30 protein-coding genes and 1 pseudogene are annotated in these 25,705 nt (G+C 37.7%); 9 read left to right on the top strand and 22 right to left on the bottom strand.

The window, feature by feature from the left end:
* Nucleotides 1–492: 492 nt before the first annotated feature.
* From ORH16_RS04730 to folB, 10 genes are all read right to left on the bottom strand, one after another.
* Nucleotides 493–1,200, bottom strand: a complete 708-nt coding sequence (locus ORH16_RS04730) for a response regulator transcription factor (RefSeq protein ID WP_265456723.1) — start codon at nucleotides 1,198–1,200, stop codon at nucleotides 493–495.
* A complete protein-coding gene (locus ORH16_RS04725; protein WP_265456721.1) occupies nucleotides 1,197–2,663 on the bottom strand; it encodes a sensor histidine kinase in 1,467 nt (488 codons plus the stop codon). Before ORH16_RS04725 ends, ORH16_RS04730 begins: the two co-directional genes overlap by 4 nt.
* 70 nt (nucleotides 2,664–2,733) lie before the next feature.
* Nucleotides 2,734–3,882 carry a serine hydrolase domain-containing protein gene (locus ORH16_RS04720; protein WP_265456719.1) on the bottom strand — a complete coding sequence of 383 codons (1,149 nt, stop codon included), beginning with the start codon at nucleotides 3,880–3,882 and terminating at the stop codon, nucleotides 2,734–2,736.
* Between the two features lie 208 nt (nucleotides 3,883–4,090).
* Nucleotides 4,091–5,194 carry a glycerol dehydrogenase gene (locus tag ORH16_RS04715; RefSeq protein WP_265456717.1) on the bottom strand — a complete coding sequence of 368 codons (1,104 nt, stop codon included), beginning with the start codon at nucleotides 5,192–5,194 and terminating at the stop codon, nucleotides 4,091–4,093.
* A gap of 158 nt (nucleotides 5,195–5,352) precedes the next feature.
* A complete protein-coding gene (locus ORH16_RS04710; RefSeq protein ID WP_265456715.1) occupies nucleotides 5,353–5,670 on the bottom strand; it encodes a hypothetical protein in 318 nt (105 codons plus the stop codon).
* 21 nt (nucleotides 5,671–5,691) lie between these two features.
* Nucleotides 5,692–6,483, bottom strand: coding sequence for a dihydropteroate synthase (gene folP, locus ORH16_RS04705; protein ID WP_265456713.1), 792 nt, complete (start codon nucleotides 6,481–6,483; stop codon nucleotides 5,692–5,694).
* Between the two features lie 59 nt (nucleotides 6,484–6,542).
* Nucleotides 6,543–7,133 (bottom strand): non-canonical purine NTP pyrophosphatase, encoded by a 591-nt coding sequence (locus ORH16_RS04700; protein ID WP_265456711.1) that lies wholly within the window; start codon nucleotides 7,131–7,133, stop codon nucleotides 6,543–6,545.
* Nucleotides 7,126–7,692: a GTP cyclohydrolase I FolE gene (gene folE, locus ORH16_RS04695; RefSeq protein ID WP_265456710.1), complete on the bottom strand. Its 567-nt coding sequence runs from the start codon at nucleotides 7,690–7,692 to the stop codon at nucleotides 7,126–7,128. Before folE ends, ORH16_RS04700 begins: the two co-directional genes overlap by 8 nt.
* Complete coding sequence (gene folK, locus ORH16_RS04690) at nucleotides 7,693–8,175, bottom strand: 2-amino-4-hydroxy-6-hydroxymethyldihydropteridine diphosphokinase (RefSeq protein ID WP_265456708.1); 483 nt, start codon at nucleotides 8,173–8,175, stop codon at nucleotides 7,693–7,695. It abuts the gene before it with no gap.
* Entirely contained in the window at nucleotides 8,172–8,537 is a 366-nt protein-coding gene (gene folB / locus ORH16_RS04685; RefSeq protein ID WP_265456706.1) for a dihydroneopterin aldolase, read from the bottom strand. Before folB ends, folK begins: the two co-directional genes overlap by 4 nt.
* A 200-nt stretch (nucleotides 8,538–8,737) precedes the next feature.
* On the opposite strand from folB, the gene ORH16_RS04680 reads away from it, so the two are divergent.
* The 5 genes from ORH16_RS04680 to ORH16_RS04660 are packed head-to-tail and all read left to right on the top strand — an operon-like array spanning nucleotide 8,738 to nucleotide 12,380.
* On the top strand, nucleotides 8,738–9,115 hold the full coding sequence (locus ORH16_RS04680) for a GntR family transcriptional regulator (protein ID WP_265456704.1): 378 nt from the start codon (nucleotides 8,738–8,740) through the stop codon (nucleotides 9,113–9,115).
* Nucleotides 9,116–9,120: 5 nt separating this feature from the next.
* Nucleotides 9,121–10,497 (top strand): PH domain-containing protein, encoded by a 1,377-nt coding sequence (locus tag ORH16_RS04675; RefSeq protein WP_265456703.1) that lies wholly within the window; start codon nucleotides 9,121–9,123, stop codon nucleotides 10,495–10,497.
* Nucleotides 10,498–10,516: 19 nt separating this feature from the next.
* Nucleotides 10,517–10,708, top strand: a complete 192-nt coding sequence (locus ORH16_RS04670) for a PLD nuclease N-terminal domain-containing protein (protein ID WP_265456701.1) — start codon at nucleotides 10,517–10,519, stop codon at nucleotides 10,706–10,708.
* Nucleotides 10,708–11,619 (top strand): ABC transporter ATP-binding protein, encoded by a 912-nt coding sequence (locus ORH16_RS04665; protein ID WP_265456699.1) that lies wholly within the window; start codon nucleotides 10,708–10,710, stop codon nucleotides 11,617–11,619. Before ORH16_RS04670 ends, ORH16_RS04665 begins: the two co-directional genes overlap by 1 nt.
* Complete coding sequence (locus tag ORH16_RS04660) at nucleotides 11,616–12,380, top strand: ABC transporter permease subunit (RefSeq protein WP_265456697.1); 765 nt, start codon at nucleotides 11,616–11,618, stop codon at nucleotides 12,378–12,380. The genes ORH16_RS04665 and ORH16_RS04660 overlap by 4 nt, the downstream gene beginning before the upstream one ends.
* 72 nt (nucleotides 12,381–12,452) lie before the next feature.
* Here the strand turns inward: ORH16_RS04660 and ORH16_RS04655 are convergent, their stop codons facing one another.
* Entirely contained in the window at nucleotides 12,453–12,944 is a 492-nt protein-coding gene (locus ORH16_RS04655) for a GNAT family N-acetyltransferase (protein WP_265456695.1), read from the bottom strand.
* Nucleotides 12,945–13,146: 202 nt separating this feature from the next.
* On the opposite strand from ORH16_RS04655, the gene rplS reads away from it, so the two are divergent.
* Entirely contained in the window at nucleotides 13,147–13,494 is a 348-nt protein-coding gene (gene rplS / locus ORH16_RS04650; RefSeq protein WP_265456693.1) for a 50S ribosomal protein L19, read from the top strand.
* Nucleotides 13,495–14,108: 614 nt separating this feature from the next.
* Here rplS and ORH16_RS04645 read toward each other — a convergent pair.
* Genes ORH16_RS04645 through ORH16_RS04630 form a run of 4 tightly spaced genes read right to left on the bottom strand, consistent with a single transcriptional unit; the run spans nucleotide 14,109 to nucleotide 17,038 of the window.
* Nucleotides 14,109–14,807 carry a CPBP family intramembrane glutamic endopeptidase gene (locus tag ORH16_RS04645; protein WP_265456691.1) on the bottom strand — a complete coding sequence of 233 codons (699 nt, stop codon included), beginning with the start codon at nucleotides 14,805–14,807 and terminating at the stop codon, nucleotides 14,109–14,111.
* Between the two features lie 33 nt (nucleotides 14,808–14,840).
* Nucleotides 14,841–15,527, bottom strand: coding sequence for a hypothetical protein (locus tag ORH16_RS04640; RefSeq protein WP_265456689.1), 687 nt, complete (start codon nucleotides 15,525–15,527; stop codon nucleotides 14,841–14,843).
* A 1-nt stretch (nucleotide 15,528) separates the two neighbouring features.
* Nucleotides 15,529–16,323, bottom strand: coding sequence for a hypothetical protein (locus ORH16_RS04635; protein ID WP_265456687.1), 795 nt, complete (start codon nucleotides 16,321–16,323; stop codon nucleotides 15,529–15,531).
* Nucleotides 16,313–17,038 (bottom strand): ABC transporter ATP-binding protein, encoded by a 726-nt coding sequence (locus tag ORH16_RS04630; RefSeq protein WP_265456685.1) that lies wholly within the window; start codon nucleotides 17,036–17,038, stop codon nucleotides 16,313–16,315. Before ORH16_RS04630 ends, ORH16_RS04635 begins: the two co-directional genes overlap by 11 nt.
* Before the next feature lie 355 nt (nucleotides 17,039–17,393).
* Between ORH16_RS04630 and ORH16_RS04625 the strand changes: the two genes are divergently transcribed.
* Nucleotides 17,394–18,080, top strand: a complete 687-nt coding sequence (locus ORH16_RS04625; protein WP_265456683.1) for a response regulator transcription factor — start codon at nucleotides 17,394–17,396, stop codon at nucleotides 18,078–18,080.
* Nucleotides 18,050–19,129, top strand: coding sequence for a sensor histidine kinase (locus tag ORH16_RS04620; RefSeq protein ID WP_265456682.1), 1,080 nt, complete (start codon nucleotides 18,050–18,052; stop codon nucleotides 19,127–19,129). Before ORH16_RS04625 ends, ORH16_RS04620 begins: the two co-directional genes overlap by 31 nt.
* A 308-nt stretch (nucleotides 19,130–19,437) precedes the next feature.
* On the opposite strand, the gene ORH16_RS04615 is transcribed toward ORH16_RS04620, so the two are convergent.
* The 3 genes from ORH16_RS04615 to ORH16_RS04605 form a co-directional block, all read right to left on the bottom strand.
* Complete coding sequence (locus ORH16_RS04615) at nucleotides 19,438–20,649, bottom strand: ABC transporter permease (RefSeq protein WP_265456680.1); 1,212 nt, start codon at nucleotides 20,647–20,649, stop codon at nucleotides 19,438–19,440.
* A gap of 289 nt (nucleotides 20,650–20,938) precedes the next feature.
* The gene (locus ORH16_RS04610) at nucleotides 20,939–21,331 is read right to left on the bottom strand and encodes a hypothetical protein (protein WP_322597286.1); all 393 of its coding nucleotides are present in this window, start codon (nucleotides 21,329–21,331) and stop codon (nucleotides 20,939–20,941) included.
* A gap of 300 nt (nucleotides 21,332–21,631) precedes the next feature.
* Nucleotides 21,632–22,189, bottom strand: a complete 558-nt coding sequence (locus ORH16_RS04605; RefSeq protein WP_265456678.1) for a DUF6434 domain-containing protein — start codon at nucleotides 22,187–22,189, stop codon at nucleotides 21,632–21,634.
* Between the two features lie 148 nt (nucleotides 22,190–22,337).
* Here ORH16_RS04605 and ORH16_RS04600 point away from each other — a divergent pair, with 148 nt between their 5' ends.
* Nucleotides 22,338–22,712 carry a hypothetical protein gene (locus tag ORH16_RS04600; RefSeq protein WP_265456676.1) on the top strand — a complete coding sequence of 125 codons (375 nt, stop codon included), beginning with the start codon at nucleotides 22,338–22,340 and terminating at the stop codon, nucleotides 22,710–22,712.
* 57 nt (nucleotides 22,713–22,769) lie between these two features.
* On the opposite strand, the gene ORH16_RS04595 is transcribed toward ORH16_RS04600, so the two are convergent.
* From ORH16_RS04595 to ORH16_RS04580, 4 genes and pseudogenes are all read right to left on the bottom strand, one after another.
* Nucleotides 22,770–23,171 (bottom strand): DUF805 domain-containing protein, encoded by a 402-nt coding sequence (locus tag ORH16_RS04595; protein ID WP_265456674.1) that lies wholly within the window; start codon nucleotides 23,169–23,171, stop codon nucleotides 22,770–22,772.
* A 150-nt stretch (nucleotides 23,172–23,321) separates the two neighbouring features.
* Nucleotides 23,322–24,717, bottom strand: a pseudogene (locus tag ORH16_RS04590) (oxaloacetate decarboxylase subunit alpha).
* A 12-nt stretch (nucleotides 24,718–24,729) separates the two neighbouring features.
* Nucleotides 24,730–24,855 carry an OadG-related small transporter subunit gene (locus ORH16_RS04585; protein WP_265456672.1) on the bottom strand — a complete coding sequence of 42 codons (126 nt, stop codon included), beginning with the start codon at nucleotides 24,853–24,855 and terminating at the stop codon, nucleotides 24,730–24,732.
* A gap of 91 nt (nucleotides 24,856–24,946) precedes the next feature.
* Nucleotides 24,947–25,705: sodium ion-translocating decarboxylase subunit beta (locus tag ORH16_RS04580; RefSeq protein WP_265456670.1), on the bottom strand; the 759-nt coding region annotated here is incomplete at its 5' end.

Raw genomic sequence — 25,705 nt, 5'->3', positions numbered from 1 at the left:
TGATTACCTCCGCTCATTTTATTGAAGCCAGTTTAACAAAGGGAAATAAACAAGACGTCATGAAGTGTTAAACAAAAGATAAACTTTTTGGAAATCAAAAAAGTTTAGTGAGGAGGCCTTTGTTTAAAATAAAGATAAAAAAACTATCTATTAGTAGCAGTCTTGGTAGCAGCTTCTAATTTTATTTTGAACAATTTGCTTTGACGGTTTTCTTTGTAAAATGAGGGTCCTCATGACTCTTTTGCCTATCTCTAAATCTAGTGTTGCCCTATAAAAAGTGAAAATGATGGTCGTGTTATGATGTTCATTAATCGAAAAGAGTGAAAAAATAGGAGGACTAACTAAGAAATTGAGCCAAAAAAATAGCCTCAAAAATTATTTTTCTTAGGCAAAGCGGCCAAAATAATTTTTGAAGCTATTTTTCAATCGATAATTTTTCTTATCGAAGTAGCAAAATTTTTCTAGTTTCGTTTTTAAACCAGTTGGAAATTTTTAGGGAGCAAAGCGATAGCCAGCGCCCCAGACTGTTTGCAAGTGCTGCGGATTACTGGGATCTTTTTCGATTTTCTCCCGCAAACGATTGATGTGAACTGCCACCGTTCGCAAATCACCGATGGCATCAAAGCCCCAGATTTTTTCATAGAGTTCTTCTTTGCTGAAGACCATCTCGGCATTTTCCATTAAAAATAGTAACAGCTCATATTCTCGGTGCTTTAAAATAACCTCTTGCTTGTTTAAAAAAACACGATGAGTTTTCGGATTGATAGTAATAGGTCCTTTTTTAATGGTATCCTGGCTTTCGTTGACAGCAGGACCTGCAGCGTGGGCTTTAATCCGGTCGTATTGGGCCAAATTTGCTTTGACCCGAGCAACTAATTCTGTCGGCGAAAAAGGTTTGGCAATATAATCATCTGCGCCTAAGCCTAGGCCTCTTAGCTTGTCAATCTCTTCAGTCTTAGCGGTCACCATGATAATTGGAACGTCAACTTTATCGCGGATTTGTTTGCAGATTTCAAAACCGCTCATCCCCGGCAGCATTAAGTCCAGTAAAATTAATTGAAATTGATTGGTTAAAGCAGCTTGATATCCTTCCAGGCCGTCTGCCAAGGCAGTTACCTGATAGCCTTCGATTTCTAAAAAATCAACTTCAATGCTAGCAATGTCTGCATCATCTTCTACAACCAAAATTTTCTTGCTCATCTTTTGTCCTCCTTAAACAACGGCACTTTAATTATGACACCAAAGCCGCCTTCTTCCGGCAGGAAGGCGCTAATCTCTCCGCCGAAGCCTTCGATTGTCTTGCGGGCAATTGCTAAGCCTAAGCCACTGCCATCACTGGGATTGCTGCGGGCTTGGTCACTGCGATAAAAAAGTTGAAAGAGCTGCGGCAAATTATCTTCAGCGACACCGGGTCCATTATCCAGCAGCTGAATTTCTAAATCATCCGCTTTTCTCTGATAACTCATACGATTAATCGTCAGCTGTTTGTCAGAATATTTTAGTGTATTTTCCAATAAATTCGTTAAGACACTCCGTAATTGAGCCACATCAATTCTAATTGGTAGGCGTTCTTCAAAAGGTCCCGTTAAACTAACCTGTAAGCCACGGTTGTGATATTCAGGCTTGACCACCTGCAAATACTCCTGCAAAAATTCACTGGCATTCACTACTTCAAAATTGAAGGGAAACTCACCAGTATCCAATTTTGAAAAAAGAAAGAGCTGGTTGATGATATGCTCCATATCCTTAGTTTTTCGTTTGATGGTTGCAAAATACTTATCCCTCATCTTCGGTGTGGCCGCCACGCCTTTTTCTAATCCTTCAAGATAGGCTTCAATTGAGGTTAGCGGCGTCCGCAAGTCATGGGAAATACCGGCGACTAATTCCCGGCGACTATTTTCATTTTGATCTCGTTCCTTAATAACCAATTCTAACCGCTGAGCCATCTGATTGAAATCAGACATAATAGGAGCAAACTCATCATTTCTTTGATAGTCAATCTGATAATGTAACTCCCCTGCTTTAATCTGTTGGAAGCCGAAAGCCAGCTCCTCCAGTGGCTGAGTAATACTGTTAGTTAAGCGCTTCGTTAAAAAGCGATTCATCAAATAAATCACCAGCAAAACAGCAATCAAAATCAAAATTAAAATATTCGACATGGCGATGTCGTAATCTTTATCCCAAATCGGGTTTTCATAATACAAATCATTGGTGTAATTCGTATTAAATAAAATCACATCGTATTGAGTCGTTTTAAAACTGGCGACAAAAAGCTGGTCGACAATATAGGTGTGGTCGCCGTCTTCATTCAAAGCGACTGCCAATAAATTACTATCTGGGACTTCCCCGATTGAGTCGATTAACTCACTGTTTTGATAAACTAAAAGAGCGATGCTGGTGGAAAAATAATCTTGATAAAAACCCTCGACATCCTCAATAATTTGCTGTGTACCGGTATCTTCACCCTCCCAAGAGTTAACCAACTTTTCAACTTGGGCATACTGCTCCCGAAATTGGTAATTTTCATCAGAGGCCTTTTGATAGCCCCCCCAAAAATATTCGTAAACAAAAACTAAAGCACCAGTCAGCACTAATAAACTCAATAAGACTGGCACGACAATCATAACGATATGGGAGATAAATAACTTGCGCTTAATGGTCATAGGATTTCCTCTTACAAAAAATTTAAGGTCTGAGTGTCATTGAACTAGCTAAAAAATCACAGTTGCGTTATTAAATGGCTATCAAAGAATAAATATCTTCTGCCAGTGTCCCAACATCACTTAAGCCAACTTGATTTTCCAATAAAATCACGATATTTCGAAATTGCCAGTCAGTGTAGATGATAGAGGTATAAGCACCTAATACACCGGCGCTTTCCAGCTGCTCTCCTTGCCAATAGCCGGCACTATAGCCGCTGTCAGTTTCTAAAAGTTCTGAAAAATCCTGGCTGCTAATTAGCGTTTGATCCCGCAACGCTTCTTGTATTTTTAATAAGTCCCCAGAAGTCATCAATAGATTTCCGGCACCTAAAAGGCTGGAAAATAAAGGTCTGTCACGAACAAGCTCCGGACCATAGTCAAGATACTCCGTGTTCGTTTCCAAATCATAATAATAAGGATTGGGAACTGTCACATTTTCCGGCAGCGTGTCCCAAAAATAAGTTCCTTGCAGATTCAAGGGCTGAATTATTTTTTCTGTTAAATAGGTTTCATAATCAACACCACTAATCTGAGAAATAATTCCCGCCAATAAAGTATAGTTGGCATTGGTATAATAAAAATCAAAATCGCTCGTTGAAGTTAAACTGTTTAAAACATAATCCAGCTGTTCTGCTTGCGTCGACAAAACCTCAGCAGGAGCAATCTCGTCCATTTGAATGCCTGAAGTTTGGTTCAAGAGCATGCGCACCGTGATGGCAGAACTATTTTCAATCTGCGGATAAAAATCGTTGAGAGTTTGATCATAGGATAGCTCACCAGCTGTAACTAGTTGGGCAATCAAAATGCCCGTCAGAGTTTTTTGAATGGAGGCCACAGGAAAAGCCGTCGCTGCTTCATTTGTCTGAGCGTTTGCCGTATCCGCATAACCATAGCCTTGGTTGCTAAACAGCTGCCCGTTTTGAACAATTAAGGCGACACCAGAAAAGCGGTCCTCCGCTAAAATTTGATTGATTTTTTCCTTCGTTGCGTTTGAATCATCTAAATCATTGGCTTGGGTTGGTTCATCTAAGCTGGCTTCACTAGCTGTTGTTTCGGTCGTTGTTGCCGTCGCTGTTTGACTGCTGACACTTGGCGTTGCCGCCAACAAACGCCAACTAACCAAACCAATTAAACCAATAATTAGTAAAGCTCCGCTTAAAATCCACCATTGTTTTTTCAACTAGCTCACCTTCATCATCTATTCAATCAAAATAAAAAAATTTGTTTTCTGCAGTTCTCACTCTAATTTCAGTAAATCATTTAAAAGCTATACTAAGTTAAATATGCCATATTTTTTCAGAATATGATAATAATTGCACTTTCCACTAAACATAGACGTTGCAATAGTCTTTCTATTTAAGAGCTGAGCTGATTTGGCTAGCTGCAACTTACTTACCTTCATTTTTTAAACTTTTCACATAACTATCAACTGCCAAAAGGCAATCAGCTACATCAGTCGCTTCAATTTTAAAAGGCATCCGGCTCATCGTTTCCTGAGAAATTGTCGCCTGCTGCCCCACCTCCAGCAGTTGAGAATAATTCGTTTCTAAATGTAACTCTGCTAAAGTCGTCGGCAAGTTTAAATCTTGGTAAAAATCAATAAAACGATCCAGCTCGGCTTTAGGACGATTTTCTAAAAAGAGTTGCGTCAGTGTTCCGTAAGCCACTTTTTCTCCGTGGGTCAGCTGCTGAATCTCTCCTGTTAATTTCGAAAAGCCATTGTGGATAGCATGGGCTGCCGCCAAGCCACCGCTCTCAAAACCGATGCCACTCAATAACGTATTGGCTTCGACGACTTGCTCAAAGGCCTCTGTCACAACTTTTGCTTGATTTGCAGCTAGCGCTTGTTTGCCAAATTCAAACAAGACGGCTTGGCATTTTTCAGCAATCGCCTGCGCCGCTAAAGTCACGCCGCCACCTAATAAATTTTTGCCACGACTTTGCAGCACAGCCCGCACCTCAACCCAAGTTGCCAAAGCATCGGCAATTCCTGAAGCTAATAAACGAACTGGCCCTTGGACGATGATTTCGGTGTCAACTAAGACGAGCTGCGGACTTTTTTGATAGTACTGATATTTTTCAAAAACGCCGTCTTCTGAATACATGACCGAAATCGCTGATGTCGGTGCATCAGTGGAGGCTGTTGTTGGTAAAATAACCACCGGCAAAGATAAGCAATCAGCAATTCCTTTGGCGCTATCGATTGTCTTTCCACCCCCTAAGCCTAAAACAACATCCACATCCGCTCCCTTAGCTTTTGCTAGAATTGCTTGAATGGTTTTTTCAGAAGACTCCCCATTAAAAGGCAGGTGTAAAACAGTGAGTCCTTCTGTTTTTAAATTCTCAGCAAATGCTTCGCCGCAAAGTTGCCAGACAAAATCATCGCAAAGCAACAACGATTTTGTACCAATTTTTTTAATATGAGAAATACCACTTTTTAAAACGCCCTTGCCCTGAACATAACGGGCCGGACTGATAAAAATTTTTTCCATAAGTACGCTCCTTTGTGTTTTTTATCACAAGTCTAACTACAGGCTAACAAAAAAGCCAGACTGATTCCACAGTGAGCATTCGTTAACTTGAAAGAGCTAACGAATAGTCACCGTCTGATTGTTTAAATCCTTCAGTTGGCTTTTTTATTAAAGTATTGCTAAACCTTGACTGCAAAAAATTTATTCTTTAAATTTTCTAAGGCCAGCGTTAATTCTGCTGCTGTTTCTGGAGAATAGTCAATCAGTTGAACAGGCGTTGCGACAACATCCATCAAAGAAATCGGCACAATCTGTTCGGCTTCAACCGCAAAACGGATGCGGGGATGATACTCACTGGTGCCGCAATTTCCTGGCAAAGCAAACATGATTTCATATTCATCAGCTGCTAGTTGTTTGAAACGATAATAACCATCAGTGAGATAAACTTTTTCCTCAGAAAAATTTTCCTGCAGGAATTTTAGTTCCTCAATTGTCATCTTCACAACTCCTTTTTCAGATTAGTTTAAATTTTTTAAAGCCTCCCACATGGTTAAAGCCTGCTTCATGCCGGCAACATTGTGTACCCGCACCATTTCAACTCCCTGCTCAAGGGCAAAAAGCGAAGCTGTAACTGAAGCATAGTCTCTTTCAAGGGGATTCGTTTCTCCCGTCACTGTGCCAATCGTGCGCTTGCGGGAGACGCCATACAACAGCGGCAGTTTCTCAAAACGAAAATCTTGTGGCTGAGCCATAATCGCTAAGTTTTCTGCGACAGATTTATGAAAGCCGACACCTGGGTCAAAGGCGACCCGCTCTAATGAGATGCCGTATTGTTGACATTGAGTTACTTTTTCTTGATAAAATTCCTGTAGGTCAGCTATTAATGAACTTTCTCGGCGTTTGCGGGAATGCATAATGACCACTGCAACTTCAGGATTAGCCGCCAACAGCTCCGCCATTCCCGGCTGACCGAGACCTTGAATATCATTGATAATTTCCACACCTGCGCTAATCACTGCTTGGGCGACTTCAGGAAAATACGTATCCACTGATAGCGGCACAGAAATTCTTTGTTTGACTGCCTCCACCACTGGTAAAATTCTGGCTAATTCCTCTGCTGGTGTTATCTCTTGATAGCCCGGCCGTGTCGATTGGCCGCCGATATCAATCACGTCAGCACCGGCTAGCGCTAAAGCTTCAGCCTGCTCGACAGCCGCTTCGATATCTGTGTAGTGCCCACCGTCAGAAAAAGAATCCGGAGTCACATTTAAAATTCCCATGATTTGCTGCTTTTTTGTAAAATCAAACATTGGCCTGCCTCCTTTTTGTCAGTCTAGTCTCTAAAAGTAAATTTTCTTTGGCTTTTTTCTTAATGAACACTTAAGCTGGCTAAAATTTTCGGCAAAATTATTTTTAGCGCCTGTATTCTAGGGCTTAAAGTGTTGCGCTGGGCTAACGGCATCTCAGCCAACGTTTTCTGATAAATCGGCAGCCATAAAATAGAATCAAATCCGTAACCCAGCTGACCACGGGGTGCAACAATCTCACCGGCTAGCGTTTTTTCCACCTGAAATTCTGCTTTTCCCCAATAAACCAACGCTGCATGGAGCACAAACTTGCGATTTTGTTGCGGATTTTTTTGATACAAATTTAAAATTTCTTGATTTTGTTCTGGAGCAGTAGCAGTCTGAAAAAATTGATGAGTCTGCACCCCAAGCAACTTCGGAAAAGCTGCTAGTTCTAGTCCGCCATCATCGGCTAAGACTGGCTGTTGCAATGCTTCTGCATAATACTTAGCTTTCAGCCGCACATTTTCCAGATAACTTGAGCCGTTTTCAACTGGACTTTTCAAATCTGGGGCTAATTCATGAAGACCAATTAAACGAATTTGGTCGCCAAAGGCTTTTTGCATCTCCTGCAATTTTCCTAAATTTTTTGTTGCAACAATCAAGCTAGTCATGATTAATCGCCGCCAAAAAGTCTCGCTTCCACTCCTGATCTTCTTTAAAGGCACCAAGATAAAAGAAGGTTTTCGTTTTACTGTCAGGAGAACGTACGCCACGCATTTCCATGCATAAATGCTTGGCCTCAATGGAAACCGCCACGCCAGAAACTGGAACATGCTCGGCAATCAATTCAGCAATTTGCCGCGTTAAGTTTTCCTGAACGCTGGGCCTCTTTGCACAGTATTCAACAAGTCGGGGCAACTTGCTTAGTCCCAAGACTTTATTTTCAGAGGGAATATAGGCGATGTGAACCTTGCCGAAAAAGGGCAACAAATGGTGTTCACACATGGAATAAAAATGAATATCTTTGACGACCACCATTTCACCGGCACTGCCGGCATCAAATAATTTAAAATCATCAAAGTCTGTCGTTAAGCCGCTAAAAATTTCTTGATACATGCGGGCAACCCGTTGGGGCGTTTCGATTAAGCCGGCCCGCTGTGGGTCTTCGCCGACTGCCGTCAAAATCTGGGTCACGGCAGCTTCAATTTGAGCAATCTGTTCTGGATTCATTTACCATACCTCTTTTGCTAATCTTACTTCTTGCTGATTTCCACTGGCTTCAATCCAAGCCGCTAAACTTTTGTTGAAAAGCTCTCCATGATAGACATCCCTTAAAGGAATTAAGACAAAGGAGCGCTTTGTCATTTCTTTATGGGGAATGGTTAATTCCTCAGTGGTGATGTTCAAATCACCCATCAATAAAATATCAATGTCAATGGTGCGTGGTCCCCAATGAACCAAGCGTTTGCGATCCAAGGCCGCTTCTATGTGGTGGATTTTTTTTAACAAGTCTGCCGGTTGATAACTCGTGTCGATTTTGATGACAGCATTTAAAAAATTTTCCTGTTGGGTGTAACCGTATGGATCAGTCTCATATAATTTTGAGGAGGCCAAGACTTCGATTTGAGAGTCAGCCGCCAATTTTTCTCTGGCGGCCTTCAATAATTCTAAACGCTCTCCCATATTACTGCCTAAGGCTAGATAAGTTATCATTTGAAGGCTCTTTCCATTTCGATTTCAATATTGTCAAACAGTCCGGGCATCGGTACGCTGTATTTACGAATTCGCAGCAGTACGCTGGTTAAACGGTTGCCAAAATCCTTTTGAATATCATCTAAAATTGCCGCAGCCAAGCCCTCCATTAAGTTATACGAACTGGTTGTTACTCGCTTGGCAATCAAATCATTAATTTCTGCATAGCTGACGGTATCTGCCACATCATCACTCTTGCCCGCAGCAGTTAAATCTAAGCTTAGTTCAACATCAATTTCGATTTGCTGGCCTAGCACTCGTTCTTCCTTCAAGACACCATTTTTTGTAAAATATTTTAAATTATTTATGCGAATTTTTCCCATGCATTTTTTCCTACCTTCAAAAAAATTTGCTAAAACTTCTTCATTAAATATACAGTTTCCAAAGACAATTGTCATCTTAATAAATCTCTGTTGCCAGTAAAAAACTTGAAAAATCCTGTTGACTTGTCACTTGTTTAAAAAAGATTTTTGTATTACAATATATAATACAAACAATACAAAAAAAGAAATCAGGTGACCATATGCTTTTTGAAATCTCCACGACATCGGAAATTCCAATTTATAAACAAGTGCGGGACCAAATAGTTATCGGCATTGCCAAAGGCCAGTTAAAACCAGATGAGCAGCTACCCTCTGTTCGTCAGCTAGCAGATGAAATTGGCGTGAATAATATGACAATTTCTAAAGCCTACAATCAATTGAAGGATGAAGGATTTTTAATTACCGATCGAAGACTGGGAACCAAAGTCGCTCAATTAAAACCGCAGCCTGGTCCTTTACCGCCGGATTTATTTTTCCAACTGACCTTGATTTTAGCAGAAATTCGTTTGCACGCCGTCAACACCGAACAAATTGAAAAAAGTGTCCAACAAATACTAACAGATTTTTTTGAGGAGTGATTTACATGTCTTTTATGATTCTGATTGAAATTGCATTATTTATTTTAATGGGCTTGATGGGCATCATTCCCAGCCGGCCCCACGCCAATATTATTTTAGAAAATACGTTACCAAAGGATAAGTTAAACGCTCCTGTCGTGAAAGCTTTAATCAAAGACTACCGCAAAGGACTTTTAATTATCACAATAATCTTTAGTTTAACAACCATTCCACTGATTTTTTTGCCTTATGATTCTATTTTATTTACTGGCTTTATGCTGGGGATCTTTGGTTTTCTAGGTACGATGTATCTCTACCAAGTCCATTACATTCATAAACTTCACGATCTGCAAGCTAAAATGGGCTGGCTGTTACAAGCACAGCCGATTCTGATTGATACCCAAGCGATTCAATTAAAAAATCGCAAAATGCTGTCAATCAAATGGTTGCTAGGCAGTCTGCTGCTGACGATTGTCGCAGCAGCCATTTCAATCCTTCAGCTAAATAGCTTCACAATGAACCTCGTGATGATTGTGACAGCAGGGATTTTATGGCTGCTTAGTCTGGCAATGTATTATTACATCCGCCACTTTCCAGTGAAGGCTTGGTCACAAAAGACTGAACTCAACCAGCAATACAATGATTTGACGAAATTTTACTGGTCACTGATTACCGTTATCTTGAGCTATATGTTTGTTCCTTTGATTTTATTGCCTTATGGTCTGTTGACCTTTAATCCAACAATTGTGACGGTCATTTCGGTAGCCTACTTCTTAGTGCTCTTTATCGGCTGTGGGTCCACGATTGCTCTTTTATTTAAACTACGGAAAAAACAGGATCAATTAATGGCGCAAACCGGTGAACAACGTTACAGCGGTGACGACCAATATTGGCGCTATGGTGTTTATTACAATCCCAATGATAATCGTCTGATGCTACCAGATCGTGTTGGTATGAACATTACTACGAACATGGCAAAACCTGCTGCGAAAATCGGTGGTGGGATTCTCGTCGTCTTTTTGGTGGGGATTTTAACTTTTGTGATGGTACCGATGTTTCAATATGATTTTCAAACGAATTCGATTCGCATGGAAATCACTCAAGAAGATGTCGTGATGACAGCCCCGCTTGTCGGCAAATCCAGCGTGCCCTTTAACGATATTGAGTCTGTTGAATTGATAACTGATTTGCCAAAAGGCTTATTCCGAGTGAACGGCATGGGTACCGAAAACTATGCTACCGGTTCTTTTGCCGGAAATGGTCGCTCGGCAACGCTCTATGTCCGTCTTGATCAAAAGGAGATTATTTATTTAAAAACAGCGGACCGGGATTATTATTTTACCGCCAGTGATGCAGAGGAAACAAAAAAAGAATACCAACAAATTTTGCAACATATTTCTTAATTGATGAGGAGGAGTAAACATGAGTGCCGATCTTTTACCCATTTTGATTCCCTTAATCATTTTGGAATTCGCCTTAGCCGCAGCCACGATTATCCATGTGTTACGGCATCCCCACTACCGTTTTGGCAATAAATGGCTCTGGCTTTTATTATCTTTTGTCACAATTATCGGGCCTGTCCTTTACTTTTCTATCGGGCGAGGTGATGCTTGATGGCAGCTATTGAAGTAAATCATTTGCATCAAAATTTTGGCAAACAGCAAATTCTAAAGGATGTTTCCTTTGAAGTCCCGGAAAAAGCTATTTTCGGTTTTCTCGGGAAAAATGGTGCCGGCAAAACTACCACCATGAAAATTATGTTAGGTTTATTGAAGCCCACTTCGGGAACTGTCAAAATTTTTGACGAGTCTGTCGCCTTTGGCCAAACTAAAACCAACCGCTTTGTCGGCTATCTACCAGATGTTCCAGAATTTTATGATTTTATGAAACCCGAAGAGTATTTGAAGCTCTGCGGAGAGATTACCTACATGCCCGCAGCCAAAATTAAAGAACGAAGTGCTGAATTGTTGGAGCTTGTTGGCCTTGAAAAAGAACAAAAAAAAATCGGCGGCTTTTCTCGGGGAATGAAGCAGTGCTTAGGCATTGCCCAAGCTTTATTAAATGAACCACGACTGCTGATTTGTGATGAACCGACTTCTGCTTTGGACCCTTTAGGCCGCAAAGAAATTTTAGAAATTCTGCTGCGGATTAAAAACAAGACCACCGTCTTGTTTTCAACCCACATTTTAGCGGATGTCGATAAAATTTGTGACCATGTGGCCATCTTAGATCAAGGGGAAATTGTGTTAAACGGCGCCATTCAAACGTTAAAAAATCAGCAGCAACAAGAAACGATTCTTTTAGAATTTAAAGATGACAGCAGCCTCAAAAAATTTACAGACAGGGCTGCTCAATCTTTTACAATTGAGCAACAAAATTCTGACCAGCTGAAAATCAGCACCCTCCATGCTGATCAAACTATTTTTGCTCTAATGCAGCTTTTGAACCAGCAGCAGCTTGTGCCGGTAAAATTGGAATTCCAAGAACCGACACTGGAGGATTTATTCTTGGAGGTGGTGAAATGAGCGCTTATCTAGCCTTTACCAAAAAAGAAGGTTTAGCGGTATTAAGAAACGGCAAATTATTGCTACTAACGGTCATCTTTTTATTGCTGGGCTTAATGAATCCTTTGATTGCAAAATTTACCCCGGATTTAATTTCAAGTTTATCACTAGAAGGCATCTCCTTGACCGTTCCAACGCCAACTGCCTTTGACTCATGGACGCAATACTATAAAAATCTGCCACAGTTTGGTTTAATTATTTTGGTGATTGTTTTCAGCAGTAGTCTGACTAGTGAACTGACCAAAGGAACTCTAGTGAACATGCTGACCAAAGGACTCCCCCGGACAACCGTCATTTTTTCAAAGCTGACGGTCAGCGGCCTGTTGTGGACCTTGGGAAACCTGTTAGCTTTTGTTGTTACCTATGCTTATACGGCCTTTTACTGGCCAACTGATCAGCAAAATCATTTGTTCCTAGCGGCAAGCTTTCTATGGCTTTTTGGAATATTTCTCTTGACCAGTATTTACCTCGGTAGTGTTCTTTTCTTTGAAACCAGCGGCACTTTACTTTTTTGCGGCGGACTTGTTGCCTGTCTATTTTTGGCAAATATTTTTCCGAAAGTCAGTGAATATAACCCACTCTATCTAGTTTCACAAAATCTGCAGCTGATTAATGGTAGCCTACAGCTATCAGATTTTTATCCATCTATCCTAGTCACACTTATTTGGATTATTTTCAGTTTAATTGCTAGCTGTCTAATCTTTAATAAAAAAGCCCTATAAAAAAGAATCGGCTGAAATAATTTCTACAAGCTAGCTTCACCTGTAGAATATTTCAGTCGATTCTTTTCATTTTTATAAAGTGTCTTCTAAATAATAAGCATAATGATAATCATCAACCCAATGGTTATTAATCCAAAATTCATTTTTGTAATGGGCTTCCCGAACAAAGCCCAACGCCTCATAAGATTTTCTAGCCCGTGGATTACTGTCCATCACTCTTAAGGAAAGCTTGCCAATATTTTGCTGGCGGGCTTTTTCAATAACAGCTGCAATTAATTTTTTACCAATCCCCTGTCCTTGGGCCTCCTCAGCAACACCGATTCCTAGCTCCCATTGACGACTATGACTGCTCATCGTTGTCGGATTTTTATAGCTGATAAACCCTAATAAGCTATCATCATTTGCCGCCACTAAAATTTCTCGATCCTTTTGACTTTTTTCATAGGCATCAAAGCTCAGCTGCTGATTGGCATTGGGTGTATTATCGTTGGTCCACATATTTTCTTCCAATTTCCATAAAACTGGAATATCACTATCTTGAATTGCCCGAATCGTTACTGTCATGAGCCACACTCTTTTCTAATTCATTTCCTAAATTATAGCAAACTCCTTGCCTCACAACAAAAATTTGCACCAGTCAAGAAAATTATCTTTACAGTCAAAATGGTCTATGGTAATATTATTTGGTGAGTGTAAACACTCATCTATTACGATATTCCGCTGGGGCAGCTGTCCTATGAATGTTTGGAATAAGGAGAAGGAATAAATGAACCCATTAATTCAAGAATTAACTCAAGAACAACTACGTACGGATATTCCAGCGTTTCGCCCTGGTGACACTGTTCGCGTTCATGCGAAAGTAGTCGAAGGAACCCGCGAACGTATCCAGCTTTTCGAAGGCGTAGTCATCAAACGTCGTGGTGCTGGCATCAGCGAAACTTACACTGTTCGTAAAATTTCAAACGGTGTTGGTGTGGAACGGACTTTCCCAGTTCACACTCCTCGTGTCGCACAAATCGAAGTTGTTCGCTACGGTAAAGTTCGTCGTGCAAAATTGTACTACTTACGTGCTTTACACGGGAAGGCAGCTCGTATCAAAGAAATCCGTCGTTAATATTTGTTTTACAAATCAACGTCAAGCCCTTGAGAAATCAAGGGCTTTTTCTTTTGGCTTGAAACTTTTAGCATTGCATTTGAATATGGAATATGCGTCTAAACTTGACAAAAAAGACCCCCATTGGCGGAGACTGATGGCTAGGATACTAGTTCAACTTTCAACAACATTTAAACAAATCTTGCTGCTTCACTCCTAGTTAAACGTATGTGACCTAGAACTCTTCAGAAAATCTTTTTTCTGAAGACAAAAGGGAACCCGCCAGCGGGGACTGGCGGGTTTAGGAGTAAAAAATGAAAAAGTGTTTTATTGGGTTTGTTTTATTGGGATGAGTTCATAATAACCTGTAAATGTGAATTTTTTGTGTAATGAGTATTGTAAAAGTTTGAAAAGTTTATTATGAGTGTATGAAATCTATTTTTTTTAGATTATTGTATTCTTGAGAATGATTGATTTTTGGCAACTTTGTAAATCAAATAACTTTTTTCAATTGGTCTACTATTGAAAACGATTCATCAAAAATCTATATCTGAACATATAAAAAGTGCATAAATATTGCTCCACGAATCCATTATTATAAAAAGAATAAAACTATTAACCAAAATAGTTCCAGTCTAGATTATCAATAATGTAAAGTTCCAAATCATATGAATTACAATTGGAACAATGATGTTTTTACTTTTTATGAAGGACATAGAGAATATGGCACTTAATATCAAGACATTAATAAATGCCCCTGAAGTAAAATTTGAAAGAAGACTTCCTGTTTTTATCCAGATAGGGAAATGTATGCATAAAAATAGGATTGAGGAAATGGAGACTGCCCAAAATTTTGTCATTTTTGGCAACAATGCATTCAACAGCCACCCCCTGAATACGACCTCCTCTGTTATTCCCACAAACAATACTATGCCTATTAAATCAGCCCCATTAATTGGTGTAGTAAGTTGTAAGCTTCCATTTTCTAAAAAATTTCCAACGAAAAGATAACTCACCATCAAGAAGACAAGTAGGAAATACGGAAAAATAGTAAACTTATTTTTAAATATCTTGTCGAATGGAATGTAGAGAAATTTACTCCATGCTTTTGTTAAGACAAGAGCTGGAACTGTCCACGTTAAGAATTTAATGATAGAGCTGGATATTGCTTCTGCCAAAGGTGATCTAAATAACTGAACTCCTGATAATTCATATACTGACCACCAAAGAAAGAAGACGAGCAAATAGATTAAAATCACTCTGACTAGTTTACTCTGCTCATTATTTATTGAAATTTCTTTTAGTTTAAAATCTGTTTTTCTATTATTTTCCATAAATACCTCGCTGATGAAAGTTTTACTACCTTCTCATGCCTGCTTTCTAAATTGCAAATAAGTTAACGCAATGACAAGTATTAACAAAATAAATAAATACCAATGTGAAATACCAAATTGTGAACTGTTTATACTAGCTGTTATAGCGTTATAAATAACAAGAGGCACTGTGTTAGGAAACATTCTTTCTAAATAAGGACTGATTATTAGCGGAAAAATCAATAGTATAGCTAGAGCTATCATTGCGCTTTCAAAACATAGTGTTAAAAAATAAGCTAAAAAAGCAAAGGTGCACCCTCCTAAAACAAAAGAAAGCATCCGTAAAATTTGTATCTCTTGTCCTGAATACAAAACACCATATAACACATTAATCATCCCGAAAATAAAGAAAGATTGAAAAATATAGTCCATTACCTCCACAGTCAGCGAGTAAAATATAGTCTTGGATTTACTTCCTACTAGTAAACCCAATTGTATAGATTCATGATAATTGATTTCTATCTGCCCACTCAGCAGCCCACAACTTATAAAAAGAAAAACGATAATGGATAAAAAATTAGTTAAAGAAAGCTGCACAGGCCCACTCCCATTCAATTGAAAAGGGATTAAACTTAATACACATATGAAAAATGCTGCTCCACCGATAAACAAAATTTGGTACGCTTTACTTTTCAAAGTGTACTTTTTGTATAAGAGAGCTTTCCAGATATTAATAGCCATGTTAACACCTTTGCTCTTTCTTCCACTCAATACCATATATCATGGAGCATGATAAGACAGACTCAATTAAGAGTAACAAAAAGCCGTATAATTGAGAAGTTTGACCCGCTTCCACTCTACCAAAAGCAAATGATTTTGCACCTAATAAAGGTAATATGTTATTCAAATCAGGAGCTAATATTCCCAATAAGCCAGTTAAAGATAAAATCAATAGCAGCACAATTAAGACCAGAGAAGGAATGGATTTCTTTGTAAGTGTTACAAACACTAAAGACAATAGTCCCAACACAACTGAAAATAAAAGTACCCTCAAGGTCACTTCTCCGACTAGAAAAAATGTCAAAAATGTTTTTAAAGTTGGTGTTAGTAGAATAAACAACAAAAGGCAATTAACTATCGCGAAGACTAGTGTGACTATGCTTACTATCACAAATAAACTAATGATTCTACCAGTAGTCCTTTTTTGCCAATTAGTAATTAATAATTGGCTTTGCAACTCTTGCCCGAATTGATATTCTGTTGCATAAACTAAGGCAATTAGAATCGGAAGGAATAGTACGCTCGTTTGATAAGGTGAAGAAAGAATGGCATCTCTGACAAGTATAGCTGGTGTCTCAGATAAAATATTTGATTCAAGATTAACAGATGCAAAATTTCCAGAAAACATCGCATTGATGGCTTGAATATTTTGAATTGAAAAGAAAATACTAATGCCAAAAACGAATATGATACCAAACCAAAATAGAGGAAAAGAGAGAACTTTATAACATTCGCTTTTTATGATTTTATTCAACATTAGCGTCACCATTTTTCTTCGTTTTGGTAGAGTCAAAATAGGCATTTTCAAAGGAACCGTATTCGGAAATAATTGTATCTCTATCCGAATGTAGGACAATTTTGCCGTGAGATAAGGCAACTACCTTATCAACAGTTAATTCTAGCTCACTCATATAATGACTGGACATCAACACCAATTTCCCTTGATTAACAAATCCTTTTAAAAAGTCTCTCACCCATCTAATTCCTTCTGGATCCAATCCATTAATCGGTTCATCTAACACTAAGATTTGTGGATCTGCTAAAATAGCAGCAGCTAGCCCTAATCGTTGCTTCATCCCCAGAGAATAATCTTTAATTTTTTTCTTTCCTACTCCAGTTAAACCGACAATTTCCAAACATTCCAAACATCTTTTTTTATCAATACCACAAGCTAAACCAATCCATCTAAGATGACTCACACCTGTTCGTGAGGGATTTGGCGAACAACTATCTAGAAAAGAACCGACGATATTATAAGGCTGTTCCCTCAAGTCCATATACTTTTTTTTGTTGATCAGTGCTTGTCCTTCTTGACTTGTTTCGAGTCCCAGTAAAATTCTCATCAGTGTTGATTTTCCTGAACCGTTTGGTCCAATTACCCCAGTAATTTGCCCTTTTTCAGCAGTAAACGAAACCTTATCTAAGACAACTTTATTACCATATTTTTTCTTAATATTCTCAATCTCTATCATTTCTTACCTCCAACAAAAATATCCATTTGAATTGTATTCAAAACCTTGTGTCACCTACTGAAACATCAGTCATTTGGCTGAATTCAGTTAACCTTCTAGCTGATTGCTGTTGCGGTGTCATCATCCAAGTGATAACATTAATCAGTATTATCTGTTTTAAATTCAATTAACTAAAAAAAGTAAACAAGGTTTTGCAGTAGCGCTTAATCAGCTATAAACAAAGTCTACAAAACAATTTTCGGATATTTTTCAGATTTCGGTTTTTTTCTAAAAATAATTTGGTTTTACCTACTTCTATCACTAGTCACAATGGATAAAATTGTGGAAATAAATTAAACGATTGGGGATGAATTAGATGGCACATAAAATACTTGTTCTGGATGACGATATAAGTATTCTTAGACTCATAAAGAATGTCTTAGAAGATGCAAACTATACTGTAGTGACCCGCTCAAAAATCACAGACATTGATATTTGTGATTTTACAGGGTTTAACTTAATCATCCTTGATGTCATGATGCCTGTTAATGGTTTAGATATTTGTGCTTACATTCGTCAGCCTATCCAAACACCGATTCTTTTTCTAACAGCTAAAAATCTTGAACAGGATATGCTAGCAGGAATTCAAGCTGGAGCTGACGACTATATTACGAAACCGTTTAGCGTAAAAGAATTACTTGCAAGGGTAAACATGCACATTCGTCGTGATGAACGACATAACCTGCAGACACAACTGTTAACATTTGGTCAGCTTAGTATTGATTACGCAAGTAAAGAAGTTAAAATCCTAAATGAACTTCTTCCAATAACGAAAAGAGAATTTGAGCTGATTTATTTATTAGCTAGTCATCCTGAACGCCCTTATACCATTGATGAAATTTATGAGTACCTCTATCCACAAAGTTCAGATACTCAGTGGCGGTCTATATCAGAATTTATTTATCAAATTAGACAAAAAATGAAGCCCTATCATATCAATCCGATTAAAACAATTTGGGGAGGTGGCTACCGATGGCAACTACCAGAAGCTTTAAACAACTAGTTCGACACACCTATTGGAAGATTTTCAAGCAGTCTCTAATTAATATTCTATTTTTCTATTTCTTACCACTTGCTTTTACATCCTTTAGCAATATTACCGAGAGAAATATTCAGTCTTTTTCCATCTTTTTTAATGTATTTTCAGGTGTTTATCTTAGTATCATCATTATTGCAACTATCGTAAAAAATGTCTTGGAATTATTAAAAACTATAAAAACAGAAATGGATGCAGTTTACGAACAAAGTAGTTGGTTTGATGAAAGTTCTGCTACAATCAATAAAACTGAATTAACCTTAACTGAATTTATCGAAACAAAACAGCACATTGAAACGATGCAACAAAAGATTAAAAATATGCTCGAAGATGAGAAGCAACAGAAACAGGAACTAATGTTTCAAGTTTCAGCTGCTGCTCATGATTTAAAAACACCGTTAACAGTTATTAAAGGAAACGCAGAATTTTTACAAGCTAGCGAAACAACCCTTCAAGAAAAGCAATGTCTCTCTGATATTGAAGGCGCCAGTATAAGGCTCAATGATTACTTTGAACAGTTCATCCAGTATTCAAAAACTTTTTATGATATGGAAAATGAACTACAAGCTTGTTCTATCAGTGAGCTAATTGAAATCTTGGAACAAGAAATACACTATACAACACAAAAAAAAGCTATCTTTACCATCGATAGCCATGTAGATGAAACGATAATAATTCGAATCAATCTGAATTTAGTAATTCGTGCCCTATTAAATTTAGCTACAAATGCTTTACATTATTCAAATGAAGAAACACCTACTATTAGGCTAACTATCAATTCTACAAAAGAGAAGCTATGCATTTCATTGTGGAATAGCGATTCGGAGTTTTCACAGAGGCTACTCAATAATGTTGGACAGCTTTTCTATCAAGATGATACAGCTCGAAACCCTGAATCAAATCATTACGGTATCGGCCTAGCTTTTGTCCAAAGAGTTGCTCGACTTCATCAGGGGAACATCAAGCTATCCAATCGCTCAAACGGAGCAAATGTCGACATTTTTCTTGCTATTTAGTTACTTACTGTCAATAGTTTTGCTATATCTTCAAAAATAATAAGTTGAAATTAGCTTGAGACATCCAATAAAAACCGGCAGAAATCCACTTCCTTCGAAGAATCTGCCGGCTCTGTTTGAATTTGTCGATACTAATACATCCATTCATGCCTAGCCTGTTAGGCATAAATTATTTTTATGATTTCCTTCTACTGAGAAAAAGCCACAATTAAACTACCAAAGCCTCAATTGAATAACCCATTTCAAAATAGAAAATAGAAATACTGCAAGATATGGATTAAAGCTAAATTGGCTTTGAATACTTTTGGCTATAAATATTTGGTGATTTTATAAATTAAGTTAGCTTGGAACATTTTTGTATTTGCCGAAGTAAGCCAAAAAGATAGATCCCCCCCACTAAGTGGCAACATCCACAATAAAAGCTTACTGCTAAATACCAACGAAATAAGAAAAGATGGGGCAAAAAATATAAAAAAGAATAGCCAAATACCTAAACCTAATATCAAATATTGTCTTTTTGACCTATTCATTATCGGATAAACCCTTCGAGTAGATTCTTGGAAAAATGATACTGAATACAGTAAATGAATCACCAGTGGAATGATTATTCCAATTAAAGTATTGGTTAATGATACTGAGACTACAAAAACTGAAATAGTGACAACAAACAAGTTCACTCTATTTTCAGATTTTCGACAAAAAGATCTTAAATAGATGTACAACATTAAGTATTCTTTGTTTTTTGGAATGCGATCAAGCAACTTTTCCAGCAAAATTGATTGTGAAATATTTGATTCTTTTTCTTTTATTTTTACAAAATTGCCGAGAAGGAAATGGAGTTTATTCCATGATTGATTCTCATTTTCCATTAATTTTTTCCAATTTAATTGAATTGTATTCTTATTTAACATCTCTTTTTTTATGATAATAATCAAACACACAAGAAGCGCATATGAAAAAAAGTACAACTTAAAAGTTAACAATAAAAAAGTTACTAGCACAAAAATATTAAAAAAAGAGCTGGAAAAAGTATGCTTGGCTGTTATTTTATAAATAGGAATATTGAATTTGACCCATTGAAAAAATTTCAAGACAAAGATTAAATTACATAGGAGTATTAGTCCATGATCAATATTAATTATTGAAAGGGCTAGATAGGTTAAAAAATAAATGGGGATTTCTATTACGCTAGAAATGGAAATTTGTTTAAAAAAAGATTGTCTTATTACTTGAATAATCTCTTTTTCCTTCGGACCTAAAAAGATCAAGTCTGGTTCTTCTATGAAAGTAAAAAAATTTTGTCTCATTACGAAAGCCGTATAAAGTCCAGCAATTATCACTAAGAATAAACTTTCATTGATAGTCCTCATTGACAAAACTAAATCTTTTAAATCCGAGTACATAAAAATTAAGACAAATAAGATAATTGAAACCAATGAGTCATTCAGAACAAATTTTATTGATTTCAATAATAATTTTATGAAAGCATGTTCTCTTTTTTTCCATATATCAAAAATCAATGCTACGTCCTCTTCAATCAACAGTATTTAGAAATCCACTTTTATCAATGAATTATAATAAGTATTCGTCAGTAATAACTCTAGCAGAAAAGAAGTAAAATGCAATGAAATTAAAGAAGCGTCTTGAGTGAAGTAAATTAAAATCTTACTGGTGAAATTTTGATATTAATAATAAAAAGCCCGGTAAAGCTATTAGAAAAAATTGATTATTTATTTGCATACAAAATCTATCATTGGAGGACTCAATTGGAAGCCAAATATTGAATAATCTCGTTTTGAGTTAAACGCCTTACTTCAGTTTTGGGAAAATTATATATTCTTCCCTCTGAAATAAAGCATCCTTAGTCAAAGAATGCTTCCCAGTACGTTTCAAATAAGAAATGAAATCTTCGCTTGTTGGAAATATTTTGTAAGATTTTCTTCCTGACTCGTCTACAATCTGATAAACGCCACAACTGTTTTGCTCTGTATAGTCCGCCGTTCTCAAATAAAGTTTAGCCATTTCAAGAGATTTGAAAGGGAAATTCCAACGACGAACATTTCTCTTAGAATCAGGTTCGATACAAATACATCTGCCACACGTACCACAAATATATTGAGTATGCTCTTTAAGACAGGATTCTTTGTTCCGTAATGGAGTTGCCTTATTATTGCTACTATAACATTCTGGACATTCAACCATAATTATACCTCCTCAATTATATTGTAGTATCAACAACTGTTTTGGCAAGTGTTAGTCAATTTTTTCATTACATCCAGACTGTGGCTATTCCTAAAATCACCTAAATTTTACAAATTAGCTGTCTTAAATTATAGTAGAAAAACAACGTCAAAAATATTTTTACACTAAGACTTAGATTCAAGTCCAATAATCCTTGAGCGTCACCACTCAGAGATTATAGTGTCCCGTCCCACGAGAAAATACTCGCCTCACGTTGGTATGGCGAGCAGCTTTAGAGTATACATTGAGCAAAGTAAGAGATTAAATAGCTTTTAAATCATTGGCTTCATATTTATTATGCCCAGGTAGTCCTTTTTTATAGTTCCAGCATTTTATGGCATCTGACAAATTTCGATTTTTATTTTCTAAAAAGAAATCTCGAATATAAGTGTTGTATTCAAACTGAGCGTCAATTTTGGTTGGCTTCTTAGTTGAAATTGTGGGATATACTGAAATTGCTTCGGCATATGTTTTTCCATGATTGGCTTTAAGCCATTGTTGAAAAGCTACTTTAAATTTAAAATGAGAACCAATTTCTTTTAAGAAAAAACTTCTATGGGTTTCGGAGCAAACAATATTTTTTTCAATTATGCTATTTACAGTGAGTTCACTGGGGATAGCGGCAGACTTCTTATTTTTTGGTCTTGCTTTTATCTGACCACTTTTTAGATATTCAACTATTCTTTCAGTCAAGACTTCCTTATTCCCAGAGGTTGGAATATTTTCAGATTTACAAAAGGACACTAATTCTTCTTTTAAATAGTAAAAATCTTGAAAAATATCAGGATTCATATTTTTTGAAATTGCCGGACGTTTCATAAAACATACGCTCCTCTCCTATACTTTAGAGTATAACAGATTTTTATTTTCTTAATTTTACTTGGCATATGGATAGATTATCTCTGTAACCACTGAATTAACATAGCAACTATAATAATCCCATTTTTTTTGCAAAGGGGCCTTGGATATGGCAACTAATTTTACACTAACCATCGATGGCAAAATTTACAACTCTGATGATATTACAAGTGAACTTATCACAAGTTCATTGGTCAAAAAGGAAACTGAGTTCGTTATTCTAGAACCGGAAAAGCCAATTCATGATAGCCTTTATCTCCAATATGCGGCAGCTGTCGAAATACGCTTTTTGTCACCAGCAGGCGAAATGTCTCACTACTCTTATATTCCAGATAGCGGTGAAGAAATTGTTCCAATGTTTTTAAATTATTTTACAAAAAACGAAATTCCTGATATTCAAGGTTGGCAGGATATAACCTCTTCCTTTCGACCTCATTTATTGAAAAGAATTATGAATAGGTTCAAAAAAAGAGAGAATGAGTAATTCCTTGTAACTCTTAGCCTGTCTACCAAAAAAGATTGCCGAAGCAACCTAGTTTAATCAAAAATCCGATTGGTTGATAGGCCATCTCTTGTTGAAGCTATATCTGCCCGGTGAAATCAGTTCGAAAAAAATAATTAGCGCACCTATTAACGGCAGTAAGTACCAGGCTATCCACCAATTGCTGTGATCTCGATCATGTAGTCTTCTGGCTCTAACTGTAAAATTGGCGAGCCATATCAGCATACCTAAAAGGACAAACCCGATAGTTACCATATTCCATTCTAAGACAACATAGCGATCTCTTGTCGTAAACTCAACATAATTTTGAATCCCAACTATAGATGAATAAACTCCCATTACAAAGTAATTGACGACCTGTGGCCACCAGTATTGGCTTCTTGTGGCAGAGCCTTCCATATTGGTAATGTTTTGCCAATATTCTTTATACGCTTTAATCATTTCGTCGCCCCCTTTACTAAAAATATTTCAAAAAACAAAGAAAAAGTCAACTTGTATTTGTCTGTTAAATCAATTCGAGTCAGAGATGACAACAAAAAAAGATAAAAAATCACGAAAGATTTTGTGATTTTCTATCTCTAAAAAGTTTTTTTATTTGGCTTCAATTGTGACACTTACCGTTTGCACTGGCACATCATAGAAAGGATCTTCTCTGCGGCCTAAGAAGTCTTTGGCTTGTTGTGGGAACAAAGCGTAATCTAAGAAATCTTCTTCTGATTTTGCGTACTCTTTGATTTCTTCTCTGAATTCAGGTAACTGGGGCGCAATTAAATCAGCTGGACGAACGGTCACCACTGCTTCGTCGCCGATGATTTTTTCTTTAATGTCTTCTGAAATAGCGACAGGTGGCTGGCCGTATAAGCCCTTCACGTAATCTTTAATTTCAGTTGGAATTAATTTGTAACGCTCACCAGAAATCACGTTCATCAACGCTTGAGTCCCTACCATTTGAGACAATGGCGTTACCAACGGAGGATAACCTAAATCCGCCCGCACTTTTGGCACTTCAGCTAGTACCTCATCGTATTTATCTTGTAAGCCTTGTTCTGTTAATTGGCTCAATAAATTGGATAACATCCCACCAGGTACTTGGAAGATTAACGTTTTCGGTTCGACATCTTTCACCTTAGGATTCAAAATGCCTTCATTGCGGAAACGATCACGAATCGGATTAAAGTATTCGGCAATTTCGGTTAATTTTTCTTGGTTTAAACCTGTATCAAAGCCTAATCCTTCTAACGCAATCGAAACAGATTCCGTTGCTGGCTGACTCGTGCCACCAGCAAAAGAAGAAATAGCTGTATCGATAATATCTGCGCCCGCTTCTGCGACTTTCAAATAGGTCATTTCAGAAATTCCGCTAGTTGCGTGAGTGTGGACTTCTAATGGCAAGTCAATGCTGTCTTTGATGCGACTCACCAATTCAAAACCAGTTTCAGGCGTAAGTACTCTCGCCATATCTTTAATACAAATTGAATCTGCGCCTAAATCTGCCATTTCCTTGGCTAATTTTACAAAATAATCAACGGTGTGGAAATCACTGGTGGTGTAAGAAATCGCTGTTTGGATATGTCCGCCAGCTTCTTTCCCAGCTAAAACTGATGTTTTTAAATTCCGTGTATCATTTAAGGCATCGAACACACGAATCACATCAATCCCGTTTTGAATCGATTTGGTCACGAAATCCGTCACCACATCATCGGCATAATTTTTGTAGCCTAAGAGGTTTTGTCCTCGTAACAACATTTGTAATTTAGCATTTTTAACTTCTTTGCGAATGGCCCGCAATCTTTCCCACGGGTCTTCATTTAAAAAAAAAGCGCAGGCAGGAATCAAACGTTGCCCCTCCCCACATTTCTAAAGAATGGAAGCCGGCTTCGTCCATCGTTTTTAAGATGGGTAACATATCGGATGTCCGCATTCTGGTGGCGATTAAGCTCTGTTGACCGTCCCGCAAGACGGTTTCCATAAAACGAATTTTTTTCATTGCAATCCCCTCTTACTTCTTTACTGGAAATAATTTACTCAAAATCATTGAGGCAAAGTAGATGACTAGAATCACGACGAATACGCCGCCCCAACCAAAAACTAATAACTGCAACGCTGTTTGTAACGCTTCTGACATGTTGGTTCCTCCTCATTTTTATATCGTGTAATGCGCTTTGACAAGCTTCCTCAACGTGTAACAGGTTGAGGAAATGGAGACAAAAATTGTCTTAACCGCCTAATAAAGCTAAAACTAATCCACCAGCGATTACTGAAGCGATTTGTCCAGAAACATTGGCACCCGCCGCATGCATCAAGATAAAGTTTTGCGGGTCTTCTTCGGTTGCCATTTTTTGAATCACTCGACTACTCATTGGAAACGCTGAAATCCCAGCCGCCCCAATCATTGGATTGATTTTTTCTTTGCGGAATAAGTTCAAGACTTTGGCAAAGAGTACTCCACCAATTGAATCCATTACAAATGCAACTAACCCTAAGCCAATTACCATTAAGGTATCCACTTGTAGGAATTCGTTCGCTTGCATCCGTACAGAAATTGTCAAACCTAATAGAATCGAAATAATATTTACCAATTCGTTTTGGGCCGTTAACGACAGACGGTCTAACACGCCACATTCTCTTAACAAGTTTCCGAACATCAAGAACCCAACTAATGGGAGTGATGCAGGTGCAATTAACCCAGCCACAATCGAAATGACGATTGGGAAAATAATTTTCGCTGTTTGCGAGACTTCCCCTGCCCGGTAGTTCATGCGAATCCGGCGTTCATGTTTGGTTGTCACCGCTTTGATTGCCACCGGTTGGATAATTGGCACTAACGCCATGTAGGAATAGGCGGCAACCATGATGGCCCCTAGATATTTCGAATTCAAGGTATTGGCTACGAAGATGGAGGTTGGTCCATCCGCCGCGCCGATAATTCCGATTGACGCCGCATCGTTAATATCAAAACCAATTAATACAGCCAC

Origin of the sequence: Enterococcus sp. HY326, assembly GCF_026157065.1 — a bacterium.
GTDB lineage: Bacteria > Bacillota > Bacilli > Lactobacillales > Enterococcaceae > HY326.
The sequence above is the reverse complement of the archived record's forward strand: the minus strand, read 5'-3'. Positions and strand labels throughout refer to the sequence as shown.